The 23,623-nt window shown below is 64.1% G+C and carries 17 protein-coding genes; 10 read left to right on the plus strand and 7 right to left on the minus strand.

The annotated features are described in order from the left end of the window. Nucleotides 1-7 precede the first annotated feature (7 nt). The 4 genes from MHM97_RS04275 (at nt 8) to MHM97_RS04290 (ending at nt 6,868) form a co-directional block, all read left to right on the plus strand. Complete coding sequence (locus tag MHM97_RS04275; RefSeq protein ID WP_239319833.1) at nt 8-3,427, plus strand: YhdP family protein; 3,420 nt, start codon at nt 8-10, stop codon at nt 3,425-3,427. An 85-nt stretch (nt 3,428-3,512) separates the two neighbouring features. Further along, nucleotides 3,513-4,562, plus strand: a complete 1,050-nt coding sequence (queA, locus tag MHM97_RS04280) for a tRNA preQ1(34) S-adenosylmethionine ribosyltransferase-isomerase QueA (protein WP_239319836.1) — start codon at nt 3,513-3,515, stop codon at nt 4,560-4,562. A 304-nt stretch (nt 4,563-4,866) separates the two neighbouring features. Then, the gene (locus tag MHM97_RS04285) at nt 4,867-6,141 is read left to right on the plus strand and encodes an MFS transporter (protein WP_239319838.1); all 1,275 of its coding nucleotides are present in this window, start codon (nt 4,867-4,869) and stop codon (nt 6,139-6,141) included. A gap of 148 nt (nt 6,142-6,289) precedes the next feature. Beyond that, nucleotides 6,290-6,868, plus strand: coding sequence for a DUF924 family protein (locus tag MHM97_RS04290; RefSeq protein WP_239319840.1), 579 nt, complete (start codon nt 6,290-6,292; stop codon nt 6,866-6,868). A 123-nt stretch (nt 6,869-6,991) separates the two neighbouring features. Here the strand turns inward: MHM97_RS04290 and MHM97_RS04295 are convergent, their stop codons facing one another. Further along, nucleotides 6,992-7,450 (minus strand): pyridoxamine 5'-phosphate oxidase family protein, encoded by a 459-nt coding sequence (locus MHM97_RS04295; RefSeq protein ID WP_239319842.1) that lies wholly within the window; start codon nt 7,448-7,450, stop codon nt 6,992-6,994. Nucleotides 7,451-7,769: 319 nt separating this feature from the next. Here MHM97_RS04295 and lpdA point away from each other — a divergent pair, with 319 nt between their 5' ends. From lpdA to MHM97_RS04315, 4 genes are all read left to right on the plus strand, one after another. Then, a complete protein-coding gene (gene lpdA, locus MHM97_RS04300; protein WP_065321686.1) occupies nt 7,770-9,164 on the plus strand; it encodes a dihydrolipoyl dehydrogenase in 1,395 nt (464 codons plus the stop codon). Between the two features lie 152 nt (nt 9,165-9,316). Continuing rightward, complete coding sequence (locus MHM97_RS04305; protein ID WP_239319852.1) at nt 9,317-10,501, plus strand: MFS transporter; 1,185 nt, start codon at nt 9,317-9,319, stop codon at nt 10,499-10,501. A 93-nt stretch (nt 10,502-10,594) separates the two neighbouring features. Continuing rightward, complete coding sequence (uvrA, locus tag MHM97_RS04310; protein ID WP_239319864.1) at nt 10,595-13,486, plus strand: excinuclease ABC subunit UvrA; 2,892 nt, start codon at nt 10,595-10,597, stop codon at nt 13,484-13,486. A 144-nt stretch (nt 13,487-13,630) separates the two neighbouring features. Then, nucleotides 13,631-14,356 (plus strand): head GIN domain-containing protein, encoded by a 726-nt coding sequence (locus tag MHM97_RS04315; protein WP_239319866.1) that lies wholly within the window; start codon nt 13,631-13,633, stop codon nt 14,354-14,356. Here MHM97_RS04315 and MHM97_RS04320 read toward each other — a convergent pair. Then, the gene (locus MHM97_RS04320) at nt 14,346-14,789 is read right to left on the minus strand and encodes an excinuclease ABC subunit A (protein WP_239319868.1); all 444 of its coding nucleotides are present in this window, start codon (nt 14,787-14,789) and stop codon (nt 14,346-14,348) included. The two genes, MHM97_RS04315 and MHM97_RS04320, sit on opposite strands and share 11 nt — an antisense overlap. A 135-nt stretch (nt 14,790-14,924) precedes the next feature. Here MHM97_RS04320 and MHM97_RS04325 point away from each other — a divergent pair, with 135 nt between their 5' ends. Next, nucleotides 14,925-15,701, plus strand: coding sequence for a helix-turn-helix domain-containing protein (locus MHM97_RS04325; protein WP_239319871.1), 777 nt, complete (start codon nt 14,925-14,927; stop codon nt 15,699-15,701). 179 nt (nt 15,702-15,880) lie between these two features. Here the strand turns inward: MHM97_RS04325 and mmsB are convergent, their stop codons facing one another. Genes mmsB through MHM97_RS04340 form a run of 3 tightly spaced genes read right to left on the minus strand, consistent with a single transcriptional unit; the run spans nt 15,881 to nt 18,971 of the window. Continuing rightward, complete coding sequence (mmsB, locus tag MHM97_RS04330) at nt 15,881-16,753, minus strand: 3-hydroxyisobutyrate dehydrogenase (RefSeq protein WP_239319874.1); 873 nt, start codon at nt 16,751-16,753, stop codon at nt 15,881-15,883. Between the two features lie 4 nt (nt 16,754-16,757). Beyond that, a complete protein-coding gene (locus tag MHM97_RS04335; RefSeq protein ID WP_239319876.1) occupies nt 16,758-17,801 on the minus strand; it encodes an enoyl-CoA hydratase/isomerase family protein in 1,044 nt (347 codons plus the stop codon). Nucleotides 17,802-17,825: 24 nt separating this feature from the next. Further along, the gene (locus MHM97_RS04340) at nt 17,826-18,971 is read right to left on the minus strand and encodes an acyl-CoA dehydrogenase family protein (RefSeq protein WP_239319878.1); all 1,146 of its coding nucleotides are present in this window, start codon (nt 18,969-18,971) and stop codon (nt 17,826-17,828) included. A 290-nt stretch (nt 18,972-19,261) separates the two neighbouring features. Here MHM97_RS04340 and MHM97_RS04345 point away from each other — a divergent pair, with 290 nt between their 5' ends. Next, the gene (locus MHM97_RS04345; protein ID WP_239319879.1) at nt 19,262-21,109 is read left to right on the plus strand and encodes an O-linked N-acetylglucosamine transferase, SPINDLY family protein; all 1,848 of its coding nucleotides are present in this window, start codon (nt 19,262-19,264) and stop codon (nt 21,107-21,109) included. 152 nt (nt 21,110-21,261) lie between these two features. On the opposite strand, the gene MHM97_RS04350 is transcribed toward MHM97_RS04345, so the two are convergent. Both MHM97_RS04350 and MHM97_RS04355 read right to left on the minus strand, forming a co-directional pair. Beyond that, complete coding sequence (locus MHM97_RS04350; protein WP_239319881.1) at nt 21,262-21,879, minus strand: L,D-transpeptidase; 618 nt, start codon at nt 21,877-21,879, stop codon at nt 21,262-21,264. Between the two features lie 190 nt (nt 21,880-22,069). Beyond that, nucleotides 22,070-23,569 carry a CoA-acylating methylmalonate-semialdehyde dehydrogenase gene (locus MHM97_RS04355; RefSeq protein ID WP_239319883.1) on the minus strand — a complete coding sequence of 500 codons (1,500 nt, stop codon included), beginning with the start codon at nt 23,567-23,569 and terminating at the stop codon, nt 22,070-22,072. Between the last annotated feature and the right edge of the window lie 54 nt (nt 23,570-23,623).

Below are 23,623 nucleotides of genomic sequence, written 5' to 3' on the forward strand. Positions count from 1 at the left end.
ATAGATCATGTCAGGCGAAGAGAAACCAGAGATCGTCGCACCGCCGCAGGAGGACCTGCCGCAATTTGCAACGCCGGCTGACCAAAAGCAGGCGCGACGCCGGCGCCTGTTGCGGCGTCTGCGGGGCGGCCTGGCCTGGCTGGTGCTGGCGTTGGCGCTGGTGGCGGTGGCGACGACCTGGCTGCTGGATCGCCGCATCGGCGCGCCGGAGTGGCTGCGGGCGGAGGCCGAGGCGCGGATCGAGGCGCAGCTGGGCGGATTGCAGATCGAATTTGGCACCATCGAGCTGGTGGTGCGCCGGGGCTGGCGGCCGCGGCTGTCGCTCAGCGATGTCACGCTGTACTACCCGGATGGCAGCCCGGCGCTGCAGCTCGAGGACGCGCAGGCGGCGCTGGCGATGCGGCCCTTGCTGCGCGGGCAGGTGCGGCCCAAGGTGATTTCGCTCTCGGGTCTGTTTGCCACCCTGCAACGCGACAGTGGCGGCGCCGTTGCGGTCAGTTTCTCCGATGCCGCGACCCCGTTTCGCCAGGCGCGCAACCTGCCGCAGCTGATCGATGCCTGGGACCGGCAGCTGGAATTGCCGATCCTGTCCGCACTCACCCGGGTCGAGACCCAGGCGGTGACCCTCAGCTATGTGGATCGGCGGATCGACCGGGCCTGGACGCTGGATGGTGGCACCATCCTGCTGTCGCGTGCCGGTGACAGTGTCGACATCGAGGCCGGGTTCTCCATTCTGAGCGGGCGGGAATATGCCAGTACGGTAGAGGCGAACTATCGCTCCGACATTGGGGATACGGCGGCGGAATTTGCGGTTGTGGTCGATCAGGTGCCCAGCGCTGATGTAGCGAGCCAAAGCCCGGCGTTCGGCTGGCTCGACGTGCTGCGCGCGCCGATTTCCGGGGCGCTGCGGGGGGCGGTCGACAGCGAGGGCAGCCTGCTGCCGTTGCAGGCCAGTCTTGAAATCGGCACCGGGGTGATCCAGCCCAGCGAGACGCTGAAACCGGTTCCGATCCAGTCGGCGCAGAGCTTCTTCACCTTCACCCCGCAAACCCAGGAGCTGCAATTCTCACGCCTGTCGGTCGAGAGCGGCTGGGTCAGCGGGCAGATGGAAGGCCGGGCAGAGCTGGTCGGGGTCCGCGATGGCCAGCTGACGGAACTGGTGGGCCAGCTGCAATTCAGCGACATGAAGATCAATCCGCTGCGGCTGTATCCGGAGCCGTTGTCCTTTTCCGGTGTGCGGGCCGATTTCCTGATGGAACTGGCGCCCTTCCGCCTGCGGCTGGGGGAAATGCTGGTGCAGCAGGGCGATACCAACCTGTTGCTGAACGGAGATGTGAGGGCGGGTGACAAGGGCTGGAACTATGACCTTCAGGGCACGGCGGATCGCTTTGGCGTGGAGATGGTCAAGCAGATGTGGCCGCCATCGGCCCCGCCCAAACCCCGGCAATGGTTTGCCGAAAACGTGCTGTCCGGCCACATCCATGACGCCCAGTTTGCGTTGCGCGGGCGGGATGCGGAAAAACCCTTTATCGCGGTGGATCTCGGGTTCGAGCAGGGGCGCGTGCGGTTCAACAAGTTCTATCCGGAGCTGGAACAGGCGTCGGGTCAGCTCAGCATCTATGGCAACCGGCTGGTGGCCACCGCGACCGAGGGCTGGGTCACCGCGCGCCAGGGCGGGCGGATGGATCTGGCCGGATCGTCCTTCATCATTCCCGACACCGCGCAGAAGGGCGATGACAGCCTTGGGATCCTGCGCGCACAGGCGAGGGGCAATGCGCAGGCGGTGCTGTCGCTGCTCAATCGCGAACCGCTGACGGTGCTCGACAATATCGGGCTGCCGGTGGAGCTGGGCGAGGGCCGGGTCGAGGTCAATGCCACCGCCGCGATGCCCCTGAAGAAAAACGTCGATGTGGCGCAGGTGGAGTATCACTATGCCGGGCGGCTGCGCGACGTGCGCAGCACGGTTCTGGTGCCCGGCCATGCGGTGGCGGCGGCAGAGCTGGCGATCTCCGGTGACAACACGCATGTGGAGGTGTCCGGACCCGGGCAATTTTCCGGGGTGCCGATCACTGCGCGCTGGCATCAGGGGCTGCGCCCCGGAAACCCGCCCGACGGCACCATTACCGGCGAGATGGAACTGTCCTCCGAGACGCTGGAGGCGCTGGAGATCGGCCTGCCGGACGGGATGCTGCGCGGCCGTGGCAGTGCCGGTTTCACCGTGACACTGCCGCCCGGTGCGCCGGTGCAAGTGGCGGTGGAGAGCAACCTTCAGGGCATTGGCTTGCGCCTGCCGGAGCTGGCCTGGTCCAAACCGGACGGCGCAGCGGGGCTGTTGGCCTTCTCGACCGTGCTGGACGACACCCCGTCGGTGGAGAACCTGCGGCTGCAGGCGGCGGGACTGCGGGCCGAGGGCCGGATGACGGTGAATGCGGCAGGCGGGCTTGACCGGGCGGAGTTCTCCTCGGTCACGTTGGGAGACTGGTTGCAGGGGCCGGTGACGCTGACCGGGCGCGCGGGCGCGCCGCCGGCGCTGGCGATGACCGGCGGGCGGATCGACCTGCGCCGGGCACCGTTCAACAGCGGTTCCGGTGGCGGCGGTGGCGAATCGGGGGGCGATACGCCGATGACCCTGGCGCTGGACCGGTTGCAGGTGACGGATGAGATCTCGCTGTCCCGGTTTCAGGGCCGGTTCGACACCCGGGGTGGCTTCAACGGCGCCTTTACCGGCAACCTCAACACGCTGACCCCGGTCGAGGGCGTGGTGGTGCCGCAGGCAGGCGGCATGGCGATGCGCGTGCGCTCGGAGGATGCCGGAGGCGTGTTTCGCGCCGCGGGGGTGATGCGCCATGGCTATGGCGGCAGTTTCGAGATGACGCTGATCCCGGCGCAGCAATCCGGCGCCTACAATGGGCAGGTGCGGGTCAGTAACATCCGCATCAAACGCGCCCCGGCGATCGCCGCGCTGATCAACTCGCTCAGCCTGGTGGGGCTGTTTGACGAATTGTCGGGGCAGGGCATCCTGTTCACCTCGGTTGAGGCCGATTTCCGCCTCGGCTCGCGCTATCTGACGCTCAACAGCTCTTCGGCAGTGGGCCCTTCGATCGGACTGTCGCTCGACGGGGTCTATGATCTCGCCACCAGCCGCATGAACATGCGCGGCGTGCTCTCGCCGATCTACATGGTCAACGCGATCGGCAGCGTGCTCACCCGCAAGGGCGAAGGGCTGTTTGGCTTCTCCTTCACGCTGAAGGGCGAGGCCGATGATCCCCGGGTGTCGGTCAACCCGCTGTCGGGGATCGCGCCCGGCTTCCTGCGCGAAGTGTTCCGCGGCGCCCAGCCCACCGCCCCGGGCGAAGCTCCGCTGGAACCGGAGGTCTCGGCCGAGGAATTGCGCCAGGAACGCAAGCGCCGCAACGAGAACCGCTAGGCGCCCGTCGCACCGGCGCAAAAACCGCGCCCGGGGCGGCTGCGGAGCATGGACTTTCCCGCGGGCGCGCAGTATCGCGCCGGTCATGAAACTGAGTGATTTTGACTTTGACCTGCCGGAAGAGCTGATCGCGACGCGCCCTGCGTCGCCGCGCTCTTCGGCACGGCTGCTGGTGGCGCAACAGGACCGGATTACCGATGCACGGGTGACCGACCTGCTGCAATGGATCGAGCCGGGCGACCGGCTGGTGCTGAATGACACCAAGGTGATCCCGGCGCGGCTGAGCGGCCAGCGTCACCGGGACAGCGCCCAGGGGCCGGTCTCGGCGCGGATCGAGGTCACCTTGCTGGAGCCGCAGGCGGATGGCTGCTGGGCGGCACTGCTGAAGCCGCTGAAGAAGATCAAACCGGGCGAGGTTGTGCGCTTTGGCAATCAGCTGTCGGCCGAGCTGGTCGAGGTGGTCGACGGCCAGGGCCGGTTGCGGTTCAATCTCGTGGGCGAGGATTTCGACGCCGCGCTGGCAGAGGCCGGGGCGATGCCGCTGCCGCCCTATATCGCCGCCAAGCGCGCTGCCGACGAGCAGGACAAGACCGATTATCAGACCGTCTGGGCGCGCAGCTCAGGTGCCGTTGCCGCTCCGACGGCGAGCTTGCATTTCGACGAGCCACTGCTGACGGCGCTGGCGGCCCGGGGCGTGGACTTTACCTATGTCACCCTGCATGTGGGCGCGGGCACCTTCCTGCCGGTCAAGGTCGAGGACGTCACCACCCACAAGATGCACGCCGAATGGGGGCAGGTGACCAAACAGGCCGCCGCCGAGATCGCCGCCACCAAGGCCGCGGGCAAGCGGGTAATCCCGGTCGGCACCACGGCGCTGCGGCTGATCGAGAGCGCGGCGCGCGACAGTGGCGCGATCGCGCCTTGGGAGGGGGAGACCGATATCTTTATCTATCCCGGCTTCACCTTCCATGTGACCGATGCGCTGATGACCAATTTCCACCTGCCGAAGTCGACGCTTCTGATGCTGGTCTCGGCGTTGATGGGGCAGGAACGGATGCGGCGGGTCTATGAACATGCGGTGTCCGAGCGCTATCGGTTCTTTTCCTACGGCGATGCCTCGCTGCTGATCCCCTAGGCCGCGCGCGAGGGCCCGCGGGCCCGTTCCGATGATCCGCTCCACCACAGCCGGCCACAGACAGGGCAGGCGGGGGGTTGACCGGTCCGGTCACTGTGGGAAGGTCGCCACAAGACCAGTGCGAGTCGGATTTGCCGGGCCATGGCGCGTCAAAACGGATCATAACTGACCCTTTGCGGCGCCGATCGCGCCGCATTTTTCGATTGCCCCGCCTGATGGCCGCGTGCCGGGGTTTCCTAACAATCTCTCTCGCCCGGCGCTGTGCCGGCGGGCTCCTGACAAAGACCGAAGGAGACGAAACGACATGTTTCAAGTTCTGTCGAGCGCCTGGGCGCTGCTGCTGGGTATCGGATTGCTCATGCTGGGCAACGGCCTTCAGGGGACGCTCCTGGGGGTGCGGGGGGACATCGAGGGCTATAGCGAGTTCATGATGTCCCTGATCGTCGCGGGCTACTTCGTGGGCCTGCTGATCGGGTCCTGGATGGCGCCGGGCATGATCCGCCGCGTCGGCCATGTGCGGGTGTTCGCCGCGCTGGCCTCGCTGATTTCGGCGGTGATGGTGATCTATCCGGCGATCCCCAACCCGATCGTCTGGATCATTGGCCGGATCGTGGTGGGGTTCTGCTTCTCGGGCGTGTATGTGACCGCCGAAAGCTGGCTCAACAATGCTGCCGACAACCAGAACCGGGGCAAGGCGCTCTCGCTCTATATGGTGGTGATGACGCTGGGGCTGGTGGCGGCACAGGGCTTCATCCTGATTGGTGATCCGGCGGGCTATCTGCCCTTTGTCATCGCCTCGATCGCGGTTTCGATCTCCTTTGCCCCCATTCTGCTGTCGATCTCGCCGACCCCGGCCTTTGATACCGCCAAGCGGATGACCCTGCGCGAGCTGATGGAGGCCTCGCCGCTGGGCTGTGTCGGCATGTTCCTGCTGGGCGGCGTGTTCTCGGCCCAGTTCGGCATGGCGGCGGTTTACGCCACCTCGGTGGGGCTGGAGACCTATCAGATCTCCATGTTCACGGCGAGCTTCTTTGTCGGCGCGCTGTTCCTGCAATTCCCGCTGGGCTGGATCTCGGACCGGATGGAACGCCGGGTGCTGATCATCTTTGTCGCCGGCACCGCCAGCGCGGCCTCGATCATGGCGATGATCCTCGGCGGCTCCTTTGTGTTGCTGCTGACATCGGCCTTTGTCATCGGCGGGCTGGTCAATCCGCTCTACTCGCTGCTGCTGGCGCATACCAACGACTACCTGGAGCATGACGACATGGCGGCGGCCTCCGGCGGGCTGGTGTTCATCAACGGTCTGGGCGCATCCTCCGGCCCACTGATCATCGGTTGGCTGATGTCGGATTCGGTGATCGGCCCCAACGGCTTCTTCCTGTTCATGGCGGTGCTGCTGGGCGCGCTGGTGTTCTATGCCGCCTACCGCTCGACGCAGCGGGCAACCGTCCCGGTCGAAGAGACTGGCGTGATGCCGGTGATGAGCCCGACGGCGACTTCGGTCGCGGTCGAGTTCGCCCAGGAGTACGCCATCGAAACCGAGCTGGAAGAGCAAGAAAACGCCGCTTCCACAGGCTGATAGCGCCACCATGCCCAAAATGCGGCCTTCAGATCACAAAAGTGACTCTGAAGGTCGTATTTGTAACCTAACGTCACTTGTGCTCGACCGGTGAATCAGGCTCATCATGGGGTGTTACGTTATTTTTACAGCCGGTGGAGAAAGACCAATGGCACGCCCTGAAGAGATACTGGAATTCTGGCTCGACGATGTCGGCGAGCAGGGCTGGTATCGCCAAGACGACGCGCTGGATGCACAGATCCGCGAGCGGTTCGAGGACAGCTGGACCAAGGCCTGCGAGGGCAGCTACTCGTTCTGGCTGACCTATCCCAGCGGCGCGCTGGCCTATATCATCCTGATGGACCAGTTCCCGCGCAACATGTTCCGGGGCGAGGGCAAGGCGTTCTCCTCCGATCAGGCGGCGCTGGCTGCGGCCAAGGCGGCTGTGGACCGCAAGTGGGATCTCAAGATCGACGAACCGGCGCGCCAGTTCTTCTACCTGCCGATGATGCATTCCGAGAGCCTGTGCGATCAGGAGCGTTGCGTGCGGCTGATCCACGAGCGACTGGAGAAGACCGGCGCCGAAAACCTGCTGCATGCCCGCGCGCATCGCGAGGTGATCCGCCTGTTTGGCCGCTTCCCCTATCGCAACGAGGCGCTGCACCGCCCCAGCACCGCGCCGGAACTGGATTATGTCAGCGCCGGGGGCTATGGCTCCACCGTGCGCGACATGCAGGCCATGGCCTGACACGTACCGCGACCGCACAGTGCCGCGCGACGTCCCAGGGCCCTGCCAGATTGGCGGGGCCTTTTTTGTGCGGCGCCTGCCGTCATGACCGGGTGCCGGGCCACAGTGCCAGGGGGCGGCGGGTCACTCCGACAGGGGGCGCACCCCATAGGTGCGATGGGCATCCGCGCGCAGCTCGGCTTCGCTGCGGTCGGGATGGAACAGGTAACTCGGCGCCAGGATCGGCGTGCGGCGGGTGACACTGACCGAGATCACATGACGGATCGGAAATGCATCGCCTGTCATCGCCAGCAAGGGCGCTGCCAGTTCGGCAAAGCCGGGCGCTTCGGGGGCGAGGACCTCTGCCGTGCCCTCGATCTTGTGACCCCGTTGCAGGAATACGTCGATCAGGCTGACGCAGACCGCCGGATTGGCGCGGATGTTGCGCACGCTGCCACCCGAGGCGATGTCGGCGATGACCAGCCGGTCCGGGTCCAGATCGGCGTAGATTTCCTTGGGCGAGACATTGGGGCGATTGTCGGCCCCCACCGTGGCCAGCCAGCACAGGACGGCGTGTTCTGCTTCCTTGAAATCTCGGGTCATGGCGGTCTCCTGTGTTTGAACCTATCTGATCCCCTCAGCCTAGGCGCCAGGATCGCGCGCACCAAGCACCGCCCGCGACCGGCTGGGTCCGTCTTGCGACGCCCCGGCACCGGGGAAGAGCCCCGCCTGGCCAAGCGACAGAGCAGATGCGCCGGTCGGGGATTTTTCTGTTGCCCACCTGTCAGCGCTTGTTAGGGTCGGGGCGGTTTTGCGCGATCCTCCGCGCCGCGTCCGGACGGGGCGGCTTCGGTTGTTGCAGCGCGCGGAAAATTAGTTTAACGGTAAACTAGTTTTGGATCTTTGTTCATGAGGGAACACAATGGCCGCAGCATCCTATGACGTGATCGTAATCGGCGCAGGCCCCGGAGGCTATGTCGCCGCAATCCGGGCCGCGCAGCTCGGTCTGAAGACCTGCGTGGTCGAGCGCGAACACCTGGGCGGCATCTGCCTGAACTGGGGCTGCATCCCCACCAAGGCGCTGTTGCGGTCGTCGGAGGTGTTCCACCTGATGGAGCGCGCGAAGGATTTTGGCCTCAAGGCCGAGAACATCGGCTACGACCTGAACGCGGTGGTGAAACGCTCGCGCGGTGTGGCCAAGCAGCTCTCGGCGGGCGTCAAAGGTCTGCTGAAAAAGCACAAGATCGACGTCGTGATGGGCGCGGCAACAATCCCCGCCAAGGGCAAGGTCTCGGTCAAAACCGACAAGGGCACCGAGGAGCTGACCGGCAAGAACATCATCGTCGCCACCGGCGCGCGGGCGCGCGAGTTGCCGGGGCTGGAGGCCGATGGCGATCTGGTCTGGACCTATAAGCACGCGCTCGACCCCAAGCGGATGCCGAAAAAACTGCTGGTCATCGGCTCCGGCGCGATCGGCATCGAATTTGCCAGCTTCTACAACACCTTGGGGTCGGACACGACCGTGGTTGAGGTGATGGATCGCGTCTTGCCGGTGGAGGACGAGGAGATCTCGAAATTCGCCAAGAAAGCGTTCGAGAAACAAGGCATGAAGATCATGCAAAAGGCGATGGTCAAACAGCTTGATCGTGCCTCCGGCAAGGTGACCGCGCATATCGAAGTGGGCGGCAAGGTCGAGAAGCACGAGTTTGACACGGTGATTTCTGCGGTCGGCATCGTCGGCAACACCGAGGGCCTCGGGCTGGAGGAACTGGGCGTCAAGATCGACCGCACTCATGTGATCACCGATGAATATTGCCGCACCGGTATCGACGGCGTCTATGCCATTGGCGATATCGCCGGCGCGCCGTGGCTGGCGCATAAGGCCTCTCATGAGGGCGTGATGGTGGCCGAGCTGATCGCCGGCAAACACGCGCATCCGGTGAAACCCGAGAGCATCGCGGGCTGTACCTATTGTCACCCGCAGGTGGCCTCCGTCGGCTATACCGAAGCCAAGGCCAAGGAGCTGGGCTACAAGGTCAAAGTGGGCCGTTTCCCCTTTATCGGCAACGGCAAGGCGATTGCCTTGGGGGAGGCTGAGGGCATGGTGAAGACTGTGTTCGACGAGAAAACCGGCGAGCTCTTGGGCGCGCATATGGTGGGTGCTGAAGTCACCGAGCTGATCCAGGGCTACGTGGTCGGGCGTCAGCTGGAAACCACCGAAGAAGACCTGATGAACACCGTCTTCCCGCATCCGACCCTGTCGGAGATGATGCATGAAAGCGTGCTGGATGCCTTTGACCGGGTGATCCACATCTGATTTCACCAGCATTGGTTTATGAAAGGCCGGGTCTCATGCCCGGCCTTTTTTATGCGTTTTGTGTGGGTACAAAATAGCTGTCCTGTTGTCTGGCGTCCCGGCGGGCGCAGGCATAGGGTGGCGGTTCATTTGCAGCGGGCGAGGGCGACGGGATGCAGCAGCAGGAGCGTGGGACAAATTGGGTCATGGTGCTGCTGATCTGGGCTGCGGGCCTCGGTGCCGCGGCGCAATACGGCAAGATCGCGGTGACCTTTGATCGGTTGCCCGCGCTCTATCCCGATGTGGGTACGGCGATGGGCTGGACGGTATCGCTGGTCGGTGTGCTGGGGATCGTCTTTGGTGTGGTGGCAGGGCTGTTTGTCTCGGCCTTTGGGTATCGGCGCACGCTGGTCTGTTCGCTCCTGCTTGGCGCGGCGATGTCGGCCTTGCAGGCGCTGCATCTGCCCTTTGGTCCGTTTCTTCTGACGCGGGTGGTCGAGGGAATCTCGCATCTGGGCGTAGTGGTGGCCGCGCCGACGCTGTTGGCGATCCTAGCACATGGCCCGGCGCGCGGATTGGCGCTGACGATCTGGAGCACTTTTTTTGGCGTCGCCTTTGCGATCCTGAGCTGGGCCGGGCTGCCCTTGGTCGATGCTTATGGCGTGCTGGCGCTGTTTGGCGTGCATGCGGCGATCATGGCGGTGCTTGCGGTGATCCTGCATCTGGCGCTGCGCGATCTGCCAGTGCCTGTGCGCACGCGCTATCCGGACCTCAGCGCCTTGCCCGCGCTGCACCTCAACATCTACCGCTCGCCCTATAAAACCGCACCTGCGGCGGGGTGGCTGTTTTACACCTGCTGTTTTGTGGCGGTGCTGACGGTGCTGCCGCCCTTTATCGACGAGAGCATCCGCCTGCATGTGATGGGCGCGATGCCGCTGGTCTCTATTGCGGTGTCTTTGACGCTGGGGGCGGCTTTGCTGCGGCAGATACCCGGCGTGGCCGTGGTGCAGTTGGGATTTCTGATCGGCGCGGCGGCGATGCTGTGGCTCTGGGCCATGCCGGGGCATTGGCTGGCCTGTATGGCGCTGGCGGCGGGGTTCGGGCTGGTGCAGGGCGCAAGCTTTGCCGCCGTGCCGCAGCTCAATCACATCGCCGCCGCGCAATCAGAGGCCAATGGCGCCATGGCGCAGGCGGGCAATCTGGGCAATGCCATCGGTACGCCGCTGTTTGTCGCGGTGATTGCATTTGGCGGCTATGGCGCGTTGATGCTGACGGTGGCGCTGTTGCTTATCTGTGGCGCGGTGGTGCATCATAGCCTCGCTTCTCAGCGCCGCCGCTGGGCCGCTGACAGTTTCTGACAGCACAGCGCGCGTCGTTCCCTGTCTGTTCCGCATTTTCTCTTGGAGACTCGGGGCGGCTCACCTATGTGTATTGCAAAGTTTGGGGGCGATATGGCTGAGTTGAAGAATATCGAGGTGCGCGGCGCGCGCGAGCACAATCTCAAGAACATCGACGTGGACATTCCGCGCGATGAACTGGTGGTGATCACCGGCCTGTCGGGATCGGGCAAATCGAGCCTTGCGTTTGACACCATCTATGCGGAGGGGCAGCGCCGCTACGTTGAATCCCTCAGCGCCTATGCGCGCCAGTTCCTCGATATGATGGAAAAGCCGGATGTGGATCATATCTCGGGCCTTTCGCCTGCGATCTCCATCGAGCAGAAGACCACGTCGAAAAACCCGCGCTCCACCGTCGGCACCGTCACCGAGATTTACGACTATCTGCGACTGTTGTTTGCCCGCGCGGGCACGCCCTACAGCCCCGCCACCGGCCAGCCCATCGAGGCGCAGCAGGTGCAGGATATGGTCGACCGGATCATGACGCTGGAGGACGGCACGCGCGGCTATCTGCTGGCGCCCATCGTGCGGGATCGCAAAGGCGAGTACAAAAAAGAGATGCTGGAGCTGAGGAAGCAGGGGTTCCAGCGCGTCAAGGTGGATGGGGAGTTCCACGACCTTGATACGCCGCCCACGCTCGACAAGAAATTCCGCCATGACATCGACGTGGTAGTGGACCGGCTGGTTGTAAAAGAAGGCATCGAGACCCGGTTGGCGGACAGCTTGCGCACCGCGCTGGATCTGGCGGACGGGATCGCCATTCTGGAGACCGCCCCGCGTGAGGGCGACCCGGAGCGGATTACATTCAGTGAGAATTTCGCCTGTCCCGTCAGTGGCTTCACCATCCCCGAGATTGAGCCACGGCTGTTTTCCTTTAACGCGCCCTTTGGGGCCTGTCCCCATTGTGACGGGCTTGGCGTGGAGCTGTTCTTTGACGAACGCCTCGTGGTGCCGGATCAGAGCCTCAAGGTCTATGACGGGGCGCTGGCACCCTGGCGCAAGGGCAAATCGCCCTATTTCCTGCAGACCATCGAGGCCATCGCCAACCACTATGAGTTCGACAAGAACACGCCGTGGAAGGATCTGCCCGCGCATGTGAAACAGGTATTCCTGCATGGCTCCGGCGATGAGGAAATCGCCTTTCGCTATGACGAGGGGGGCCGTGTCTATAATGTGACCCGCGTCTTTGAGGGCGTGATCCCCAACATGGAACGCCGCTACCGCGAGACGGATTCCAACTGGGTGCGCGAGGAGTTCGAGCGCTACCAGAACAACCGTGATTGCGGCCATTGCGGCGGGTATCGTCTGCGCGAAGAGGCGCTGGCGGTCAAAATCGGCCCGGCGGGAGGCGCAGCCGAGCATCGTCTGCACATCGGTCAGGTGGTGGAGAAATCCATCCGCGAGGCGCTGGCGTGGATCGAGGAGGTGCCCAATCACCTCACGGCGCAAAAACAAGAGATCGCCCGCGCCATCGTCAAGGAAATCCGCGAGCGTCTTGGCTTCCTCAACAATGTGGGGCTGGAGTATCTGACCCTCTCGCGCAACGCGGGCACGCTCTCGGGCGGGGAAAGCCAGCGGATTCGTCTCGCGAGCCAGATCGGCTCTGGCCTCACCGGCGTTCTTTATGTGCTGGACGAGCCGTCCATCGGCCTGCATCAGCGCGACAATGACCGGCTGATTACCACACTCAAGAACCTGCGCGATCAGGGTAATACGGTGATCGTGGTGGAACATGACGAGGATATGATCCGTCAGGCCGACTACGTCTTTGATATTGGCCCCGGTGCCGGGGTGCATGGCGGGCAGGTGGTGAGCCACGGCACGCCCGCCGCGGTCGAGGGCGACGCAGGCTCGGTGACCGGGCAGTATCTGGCCGGAACGCGCGAGATCGAGGTGCCTGCCACACGGCGCAAGGGCAACAAGAAGAAGATCAAGGTGGTCAAGGCCACCGGAAACAACCTGAAGAACGTCACCGCCGAATTCCCGTTGGGGAAATTTGTCTGCGTCACCGGCGTGTCGGGGGGCGGCAAATCGACCCTGACCATTGAGACGCTGTTCAAGACCGCCTCCATGCGCCTCAACGGGGCGCGCCAGACGCCTGCGCCTTGCGAGACCATCAAGGGGCTGGAGCATCTGGACAAGGTGATCGACATCGACCAGCGCCCGATTGGGCGTACACCCCGTTCGAACCCGGCGACCTATACCGGGGCCTTCACGCCGATCCGCGACTGGTTTGCCGGTCTGCCCGAGGCCAAGGCGCGCGGCTACAAGCCCGGGCGGTTCTCTTTCAACGTCAAGGGCGGGCGCTGCGAGGCCTGTCAGGGTGACGGGGTGCTGAAGGTCGAGATGCATTTCCTGCCGGATGTCTATGTCACCTGTGAGACCTGTCAGGGTGCGCGCTACAACCGTGAAACGCTGGAGATCAAGTTCAAGGGCAAGAGCATTGCCGATGTGCTGGATATGACGGTGGAAGACGCGCAGGAGTTCTTTGCCGCCGTGCCCTCGATCCGCGACAAGATGGACGCGCTGATGCGGGTGGGTCTTGGCTATATCAAGGTGGGCCAGCAGGCCACGACGCTCTCGGGCGGTGAGGCGCAGCGGGTGAAGCTGTCAAAGGAACTGGCGAAGCGCTCCACCGGTCGGACGCTCTATATTCTGGATGAGCCGACCACGGGTCTGCATTTCGAGGATGTGCGCAAGCTGCTGGAAGTGCTGCATGAACTGGTGGAGCAGGGCAACTCCGTGGTGGTGATCGAACATAACCTCGACGTCATCAAGACCGCCGACTGGATCATCGACATCGGCCCCGAGGGCGGCGATGGCGGTGGTGAGATCGTGGCCGCCGGGACGCCGGAAAAGGTCGCCGAAGAGCCACGCAGCTACACCGGCCATTATCTGAAACCGATGTTGGCGGCGAAGCCGAAGAAAAAGGTCGCCGCGGAGTAAGCGGCGTCCATCGGCGCCGGTGCAGCACGCGCGGGGCGCACGACCTTTGGTTGGGTGGGCAGAAAAACCCACCCGCGCCTCTTGAATGTTATCCCTCTTAACATCACGTGTCAGTGAACGGGATAAACATGTGAGGATGCCACCATGTCATCGAGGGTCATTGCCGCGTTGGGGTCCATCGCCATTGCGGGGGGCGCCTATATCGGGGCCAGCGCCATGGTCCAGGCGGAACAAAGCGCGTTCGGGTTCGAGGCGTTCCACACCATCCAGCTGTCCGAAGGGATCGAGCTGTCCGTGGTGTCCGGGGCGGAGCGCTATCTGGTTACGGCGGAGGCCTCGGGCCTGACCGGCACGGATCGCTTGCAGATCACGCAGGACGGGCAGGTGCTGGCGATTGATCGCACCGATCGCTGGTCGCCGATGGGCGGGCTGCTGGACGGGCCACTGCGGGTGACGGTGCATCTGCCGGAACTGCGCAGCCTGTCGGTGCACGAAGGCGCCATCGCCGAGGTGACCGGAGCGGTGGCGCAAGAGGTCGAATTCGACGTCACCAGCGGCAGCCGGTTGCGCATCTCGGATCTGGATGCGGCGCAGGTCTATCTGGAGGCCAGTTCCGGCGGCGATCTGGAGGTTTCGGGGCGCTGCGTGAAGCTGGATGTCACCGCCTCCAGCGGCGGCGATATCGACGCGGAGGACTTGCACTGCAAGACGGTCCGCGCCTCTGCCTCCAGCGGGGCGGATGTGGATCTGACCGCGACCGGCCAATTGCGCGCCAAGGCGTCGAGCGGCGGCGATATCTCGGTCGAGGGCAACCCGGCGACACAGGACGTCAGCCATTCGGTCGGCGGCTCGGTGCGGATCAAGGGCTGACCCGCGGGCGCGCGGCGGGGCGGGCCAGCAGCAGCGGCACAAGGAACAGCGCAAGAAAGGCGCTGTTCATCACCAGGTTGAACCCCGCCCCCGATAGGGCGGAGCCAAAGCAATCGGTCACATACCAGCCCAGCAGGGCCGGGATCAGAAGCCGCCGCGCCAGAACCGGATCGCGGGGATGGATCAGCGCGGCGACCTGCCAGATCAGCACCGCAAGCCCGACCATCAGCCCGCCTGAAATCGCAAACATCAGATGCGCAACCGGCGGCCCCAGGTCGGGGGCCTGATCCGAGGTCAGGAACGCCAGATCGACAAACAGGCGTCCGATCGGACGCAGCAGCGCCACATGCGGCGCCAGGATGAGGGTAAGGCCAAACAGCAGCGTCAGCACCGCGGCGGTTTTCAGGGTACGGGCAGCGTGATCGGGGGACATGGCAGATCTCCGGTGGCGGGACAGTTCGGCACCACATGCGCAGGCGCAGCGCTGCATTTCAATTACCTATGAGGTAAGTGTGTGCGCGATCAAAATCTGCCACAACGGCAGTCGACCGCAAAAGGGGCATATCGGATGGGCACGTTCGGCGCAGCGTTGAAAGACTGGCGGCAGATCCGGCGCCGCAGCCAGCTGGATCTGGCCATGGCGGCTGGCGTGTCCGCCCGGCACCTGTCGTTTCTGGAAACCGGACGCGCCCAACCCAGCCGCGCCATGGTGCTGCGATTGGCGGCAGAGCTGGCAGTGCCCCAGGCGGGCGTCAACACGCTGTTGCAGGCGGCGGGGCTGGCGCCGGCCTATGGCGCACGCCGCCTGACGGATGCGGAGATGGCGCCGCTGCGGGATGCGGTGGAGTGGATGCTGACCCGGCATGCGCCCTATCCGGCGATGGCCCTGGATCGCCATTGGCGGATCTGTGCGCTCAATGCCCCGGCCCGGAGCCTGCTGGCACCGGTGGGCCTGGGCGAGGGGGCCGATATGCTGTCGGAGCTGATGCAGAACCAGCGGCTGCGGGACAGCCTGATCAACCTGGCGGAAATCGAGCGCCTGACCCTGCATCGTCTGCGCAGCGAGCTTGCTCATTTTGGCCGCGAACCGGTGCTCGAAGACGCGATCCGCAGGCTGGAGGCACATGTGGTGGCGGCCCCGGATACGGGACCGGCAGAAGGGCTGCCGCCGGTCATCCCCGCTCGCTATCGGCTGGGCGGTCAGGAGTTGTCGTTCTTCTCGGCCATTTCGCAATTTGGCACGGTGGAGGACATCGCCCTGTCGGAGTTGAAAATCGAATGCCTGTTCCCGGCGGATGAGCCCACGCGCGCGGCGCTGATCGCACTGACGGATGCGCAACCTTGACGTTGGCGCTGATCTGTCGCCGCATGTCACACAGGTGGCGATCCCGCCCGGCCATGTCCTGATCCATGCGGGGCGCAGCACGCCGTCGTTCAGGGACATGCTGGTGCAGCGGGCGACAGGCCCGCAGGTCGCGGATCTGTCGGATCTGTCGGGGGATGAGCCGCCTCCGGTGGCCTCGATCAGCTGCGGTTGCGGCCTTCGAAGCGCGGCAGCATGGCGGAGAAATCCTTGCCGGTGCCATCCTCCTGCTCGACAAAGGCGGTGTAGAGCGCCTCGGCCAGTTTGCCCATCGGGGTATCGGCGTCGGCGCTGTGGGCGGCCTGTTGGCTGAGGCGCAGGTCCTTCAGCATCAGATCGGCGGCAAAACCGGGCTGGTAGCCATTGTCCGCAGGCGACTGCGGGCCGACGCCCGGCGCCGGGCAATAGGCATTCATCGACCAGCTGTAGCCCGAGGAGGTGGAGACCACATCGAACATCTTCTGGCGGTCGAGGCCAAGCTTATCGGCCAGGGCAAAGGCCTCGCAGGTGGCGATCATGGTGACGCCGAGGATCATGTTGTTGCAGATCTTGGCGGCCTGACCGGCGCCGGCCTCGCCGCAATGCACCGCCTTCTGGCCCATGATGTCAAACAGCGGTTCCGCCTTGGCAAAGGCCTCGGCGGATCCGCCGGCCATGAAGGTCAACGTGCCCCCCGCGGCGCCGCCGATGCCACCGGAGACCGGCGCATCCACCGCCAGAAGCCCGGCGTCATGGGCCTGTTCCGCCACGGCGCGGGCGCTGTCCACATCGACGGTGGAACAGTCGACAAAGGCTGCGCCCGCCGCCATCGCGGGGATGATCTCTGTTGCCACATGGCGCAGGATGTCGCCGTTGGGCAGCATGGTGATGACCACATCCGCGCCCGTCGCGGCGGCGGCGGCGCTGTCGGCCAGGGTGACACCGTCGACGCTGACCTCCGCCATGTCGAAGCCGGTGACCTCATGCCCGGCCTTGGCCAGGTTTGCCGCCATCGGGCCGCCCATGTTGCCCAGTCCGATAAATCCGATCTTCATCTGTTCACTCCTCCTCCTCAAAGGTCAGCGCATCCGGGCCCAGCGGCATCAGCATCTGGCTGACGGCCACCGCGGGCACCGGGGCCTCTGCATATTGCCACTTGGGCGATTTGTCCTTGTCGATGATGAGGGCGCGCACCCCTTCCAGCAAGTCACCCTGTTCCATCGCGCGATGGGTGAACCGATACTCCAGGTCCAGGGCGCGGCGCATGGTGGTATTGGTGGCGCGCAGGCGGTGAACCATCTCCACCGTGCAGGCCAGCGACAGTGGCGCATGGCGCGACAGGGTCTTGAGCGTACTGCGGGCAAACGCGTCGTCCCGCGCCGTCAGAACGGTGAGGATGTCGGCGAGGGTTTCGCCCGCAAAACAGGCGTCGATCTCTGCGCGCATGGCCTCGAGCTGCCCCTCGGGGGGTGTTTCCGCCATTTGTGCCAGCAGGTTCAGGTCGCCGGTGCGTTGCAGGTCGGCGATCAGGCCGGGCCATTGCGCCTGCGGGATGAAATGATCGGCAAAGCCGGCAAGGATCGCATCCGCAGCGCCCATCCGGTGCCCCGTGGTGCCGAGGTATTCACCGAGCCGCCCCGGCGCCAGCGCCAGCAGCAGCGAGCCGCCCACGTCCGGCACCAGCCCGATGCCGCATTCCGGCATCGAGATCCTGGAGCTTTCGCAGACGATGCGATGGGTGCCGTGACAGCCGATGCCGACACCGCCCCCCATGGTAAAGCCCTGGAGGAAGCTGACCACCGGTTTGGGATACTCGAAAATACGCGCGTTCATGCGGTATTCGTCGCGCCAGAAATTGCGGCCATAGGCAAAATCGCCCTTGGTGCCGGTCTCGTAGAGTTCGGCAATGTCGCCGCCCGCACAGAAGGCCTTGTCGCCCGCGGCATCAAGGATCACCAGCGCGACGCTGTCGTCGGTGGCCCAGTCCCTGAGTGCCGCATCGATCGCAAGGCACATGTCATAGGACAGCGCATTCAGCGCCTTTTCGCGGGTCAGGGTGATCCGGCCCGCGCGGCCTTCGATGCGGATATGGATGTCGCTCATGGCGGCTGTTTCCCCTCCCGGAGCTTAGTGGTTTTCCGCCAGCAGGTGGCGGGCGACGATCACGCGCATGATTTCATTGGTGCCTTCGAGGATCTGATGCACGCGCAGGTCGCGGACCAGTTTCTCGATACCGTAATCGGCGAGATAGCCATAGCCACCGTGCAATTGCAGGCATTGGTCCACAACCTTCGATCCGGTCTCGGTAACAAATTTCTTGGCCATGGCACAGAACTTGGAGGCATCGGGTTCGCCCTGATCGAGCTTCCACGCCGCCTGACGCAGGAAGGTGCGTGCGGCCTGCAATTCGATCTCCATGTCGGCGAGGCGGAATTGCAGCCCCTGGAACTGGTCGATGGATTTCCCAAACGCCTTGCGCTCGGACATATATTGCAGCGTGGCGCTGAGGCCGGTCTGTGCCGCGCCGAGCGAGCAGGCGGCGATGTTCAGGCGGCCGCCATCGAGACCTTTCATGGCGTATTTGAACCCGTGGCCCTCTTCGCCCACCAGGTTGGCGGCGGGCACGCGGCAGTCGTCGAATTGCACCTGCGCGGTCGGCTGGCTCTTCCAGCCCATCTTGTCCTCAAGCCCGCCAAAGGACAGACCCGGGGTGCCATCCTCGACATAGAGGGTGGAGATCCCCTTGGGGCCGTCCTCGCCGGTGCGCACCATGCAGACATAGGCATCGGAATAGCCGCCACCAGAGATGAACGCCTTGGTGCCATTGAGCACATAGCCGTCGGCGTCGCGGGTGGCGCGGGTTTTCAGCGCCGCCGCATCGGAGCCGGAACCCGGCTCGGTGAGGCAATAGCTCAGCACCGTGTTGAGGCTCAGGACATCCGGCATGACGCGCGCCTTCAACTCCTCGCTGGCGAACATGTCCAGCATCTTGGCGCACATGTTGTGGATCGACAGAAACGCCGCCACCGACGGGCACGCCATCGACAGCGCCTCAAACACCAAGGTTGCATCAAGCCGCGACAGGCCGGAGCCGCCAGAGTCCTCGCTGACATAAAGCGCCCCGAATCCCAGCTCGCCCACCTTGGGCCACAGATCCTTGGGGATGGTGCCCTCCGCTTCCCATTGACGGGCAAAGGGCGCGATATGCTCCTGTGCAAATCCATGGGCCATATCAAAGATGGCTGTCTGCTCTTCTGTTATTGCGAAGTCCATGGGCTCTCCTCCCCCTTGCTGCCGGCGCCCTCGCTGGGGCTGGCAGGAATTGAACAACTGTTTATTTAATACGCGTGACCGGGCGCGACTGCAACCTGCGGATCTGCAAGCCGGTCTTGCATTGCTGCGGCAGACGGGTCGTTGCGGTGGGCGCGGCGGGATGATTTCCAAGAATTCTCAGCGGATTTGAGGGATTTTTTAACATCTCATTGGCACAACTTTCGGCAAAGCGTGCCTATGTTCCAGAAGGAGAGGGCACCAAACGCAGTTTCAGAAGGAGTGTGATCACCGTGTCGCAGCCCAGTCAAACCAGCAAACTCGCCGTGACCCTGAACGGGAAGCCGGAGTTCCCGGAATTCGAGAAGTTCGCCACCTCCATCAAATCGCAGGAACGGGCGAAATTCGCCTATGAGATGAAGAACGGGCTGCGCAACGGTATCGCGCCGGGGGACAAACCCCAGGACAGCGCGAAGAAACTGCTGAAACGGGCGCGGGCCGAAATCCTGAAACACCACAACCAGCGCGCGGAAACGCTGCTGCGCCAGGCGATCTCGCTGGACGAGAACAACGCCACCCTGCACGCGCAACTGGGCGAAGTGCTGATGAAGGACATGCAGCGCCTGGTCGATGCGCTGGCGTGCTTCATGAGGGCGGTGAAGCTGGAGCCGACCAATGGCGGCCACTATGGTCTGATCGGCACGCTCCTGATGCGGATGCAGCGCTATGACGAGGCGATCGACTATTTCCAGATCGCGGTCAAATTCGACCCCAAGAACTATATCGCGCTGTCCCGGATGATGCACATGAAGGCGCACCGGCTGCGTTGGGACGAGTTCGAGAAGCTGCCGAACTACCTGAAGGCGTTCAACGACAAACGGGTGGTCTCCGATCCCTTTGCCTTCCTGTCGCTCTGCGATGACGGGTCGTTCCAGCGGCTGCGCTCCGAGGCGCATGTGCGTGCCAAGCACCGCAACCCGGTGAAGGCCTGGAAGCCGGTGGCCGCACGGCCCAGAGAGCAGAAGATCCGGATCGGGTATTTCTCCAACGACTTCTACAACCACGCGACCATGCACCTGATGGCGGGTTTGCTGGAGCGGCATGACCGCGAGCGTTTTGAGATCTTCATCTACGACTATGGCTCCAAGCGGCAGGACCACGAACACCAGCGGGCGCGCAGGAACGCTGATCAGTTCTATGACGTGCGGGCCATGGATACCACGGAACTGGTGGAACTGGCGCGTGCGGATGGGATCGACATCGGCGTCGACCTGAAGGGCTATACCGAGGGCGGCCGGCTCGATATTTTCAACGACCGCGTGGCGCCGGTCCAGGTCGCCTATCTGGGCTATCCGGGCACCACCGGTCTGAAATCCATGGATTATATGGTGGCCGACCGCATCACCATCCCGTCGCATCTGCGTAAGCACTACAGCGAGCATATCCTGTACATGCCGCATTGCTACCAGCCCAACGACGAGAACCGCTATATCGCAACCAGCTATGCCAGCCGGGCCACCTATGGGTTGCCGGCCGAGGGGTTTGTGTTCTCCTCCTTCAACAACCCCTACAAGGTCACGCCGCGCGAATTCGACATCTGGATGAACCTGCTGAAGGAGGTGCCCGACAGCGTGCTGTGGTTCTATACCTCCAAGAACGAGGCCAGCGATGTGATCCGCAAGGAGGCCGAGAGCCGCGGCGTCGATGGCGCCCGCATCATCACCGCCGGCCGGTTGCAGCCGGAAGAGCACCTGGCGCGCCTGCGGTTTGCGGATCTGTTCCTGGATACGTTCAACGTCAACGCCCACACCACCGCCAGTGACGCGCTCTGGGCCGGGCTGCCGGTTGTGACCAAGACCGGCGAGCAGTTCGCCGCACGGGTGGCCGGCAGTGTCCTGACCGCCGCCGGGCTGTCGGATCTGGTGACCAGCACCGAGAAGAAATACCACGATGTGGCGCTGCGCGTGGCGCAGGACCCGGACTATCACGCCGACATCAAGGCGCGGATCGCGGAGAGTCACTCCGGCGCGCCGCTGTTTGATACCAGCGGGTACACTAGGGATTTCGAGCAGCTGCTGGAAAAGGCGTTCCAGAACTACCTCGACGGCAACGGCCCGCGCCATATGGGTCTGTCGGCCTGATCCGGGCCGGGGCCGCGGTTCTTCCTCAAACGTAAAACAGCCGCGTCCCTCTGGGGGCGCGGCTGTAGTGTTTCAAACGGCTCTAGGTTGGCGCAGAGCATCCTGTCGAAGCAGAGCGCCGGCGGGGGCACCAAGCGTCCTGCGCCGATGGGTCAGAGCAGACGCACCTGGGTGCCGACCTTGACCAGCGGATAGAGTTTTTCCACGTGCTGGTTATAGAGCCCGATGCAGCCGGAGGAGCTTTGACGTCCGATCTTGCGGGTGTCATGGGTGCCATGCACGAGATAGGCCGGCCAGTCCAGATACATGGCCCGGGTGCCCAGCGGGTTGCCCGGAACGCCGCCCTCGATCCGCTGCGGCAGCGACGGGTCGCGCTCGCGCATGTTGGCGGTCGGGGTCCAGCTGGGGTTCTCGCGCTTGCGCACGATTTTTGAATAACCGCGCCGGGTCAGCTCCTCGCTCATCGGCACGGAGGAGGGAAACAGCAGATAGGTTTCGCCGTCGCCGCCCCAGTAGTGCAGGGCGCGGCTTTCGATGTCGGCCAGCAGGCAGCCCACGCCCAGGGTGTCAAAATGGTCCTGCCAATGCTGCTGCTGGAAGGACGACACGTTGCGCTGGACCGGAATTTCCTCGCGGATCGCGGGTTCGTCCTGCGGGAAGGCATCGGTGGATTGCGCGCGCAGCAGGCTCGGCGCGGCAAGGGTCGCAGCGGCGCCGGACAGCAGCGCGCGGCGGGACAGAAAACGGTTGGTTTTTGTGACGTCGGACATGGGCCCTTCCTCATGCGTTGCAATGCTCGATTGTTTGATCGCACATTACGGGCGCCCTACGGACAAGGCCAGAGGGGGGCGGGGTGACATTTGCGTGAACCCGCGGGCCGGGCAAAACCCCGCGCAGCGGGGGCCCATGCAAAAAGGCCGCCCACGATGTGGACGGCCCGGGCTCAAGGCATTTCGGGGATCAATCCATGGCCTTGAAGTTGAACTCGCCGCCTTCCTTGATGCCGGAGAACCAGCGCGCGGTGACGGTCTTGGTGCGGGTGTAGAACCGGAAGGCGTCGGGGCCGTATTGGTTCAGGTCGCCAAAGGCCGATTTCTTCCAGCCGCCGAAGGTGTGATAGCTCAGCGGCACCGGGATCGGGAAGTTGATGCCGACCATGCCCACGTTGACGCGGTTGGCAAAGTCACGCGCGGTGTCACCATCGGCGGTGTAGATCGCGGTGCCGTTGCCGTAGGCGTTGTCACGCACCAGGTTCAGCGCGTCCTCGTAATTGTCCATGCGGACGGTGGACAGAACCGGGCCAAAGACCTCTTCCTTGTAGATGTCCATCTCGGCGGTGACATTGTCGAACAGGGTCGGGCCGACGAAATAGCCGTTCTCATAACCTTGCAGCGTCAGGCCACGGCCATCGGTCACCAGCTTTGCGCCTTGCTCCACGCCGCTGTCGATCAGACCTTCGATGCGGGCCTTGGCCTGCGGGGTGATGACGGGACCGTAGTCGATGTCCTCACCGGCGGTGTAGGGGCCGACCTTGAGTTTCTCGATGCGGGGCACCAGACGTTCGATCAGGCCATCGGCGGTTTCTTTGCCGACCGGCACCGCAACGGAGATCGCCATGCAGCGTTCGCCCGCCGCGCCAAACCCGGCACCGACCAGCGCGTCCGCAGCCTTGTCGAGATCCGCATCGGGCATGATCAGCATGTGGTTCTTGGCACCGCCAAAGCACTGCGCGCGCTTGCCGTTGGTTGCCGCGCGGCCATAGATATACTGTGCGATCGGGGTGGAGCCGACAAAGCCGACGGCCTGAATGGTCTCATTGTCGAGGATCGCGTCGACCGCTTCTTTATCGCCATTCACAACCTGCAGCACGCCATCGGGCAGACCGGCTTCTTTCAGAAGCTCCGCCAGATAGAGCGAAGTGGAGGGCACGCGCTCGGAAGGTTTCAGGATCATGGCGTTGCCGCAGGACAGGGCAGGGGCCATTTTCCACAGCGGGATCATCGCCGGGAAGTTGAAGGGCGTGATGCCCGCAACCACACCCAGAGGCTGACGCATGGAGTAAAGATCGATGCCCGGTCCGCCGCTGTCGGTGAACTCGCCTTTCAGCATGTGCGGCGCGCCCATGCAGACCTCGACAACCTCAAGGCCACGCTGCACGTCGCCGCGTGCGTCGGGCAGGGTCTTGCCGTGTTCACGGGCAACCAGTTCCGCGAGCGTGTCCATATGCTCGTTGATGAGTTGGCCGAACTTCATCATCACGCGGGCGCGTTTCTGCGGGTTGGTGGCGGCCCAGCCAACCTGCGCTTCGGCAGCTTTGGCGATCACCGCGTCCATTTCGGCTTTGGTTGCGAGCGGCACCTTGGCCTGCACTTCGCCGGTGGCGGGGTTCAGAACATCAGCAAAACGGCCGGAGGTTCCGGCAACTTTCTCGCCATTCACATAGTGGGTCAGTTCCTGCATGTGCAGTCCTCCTGTGATCATGTGTCCCGCATATCCTAGGATTGCAAAAAACAC

The organism is Epibacterium sp. Ofav1-8, from assembly GCF_022348185.1.
Classification (GTDB): domain Bacteria; phylum Pseudomonadota; class Alphaproteobacteria; order Rhodobacterales; family Rhodobacteraceae; genus Epibacterium.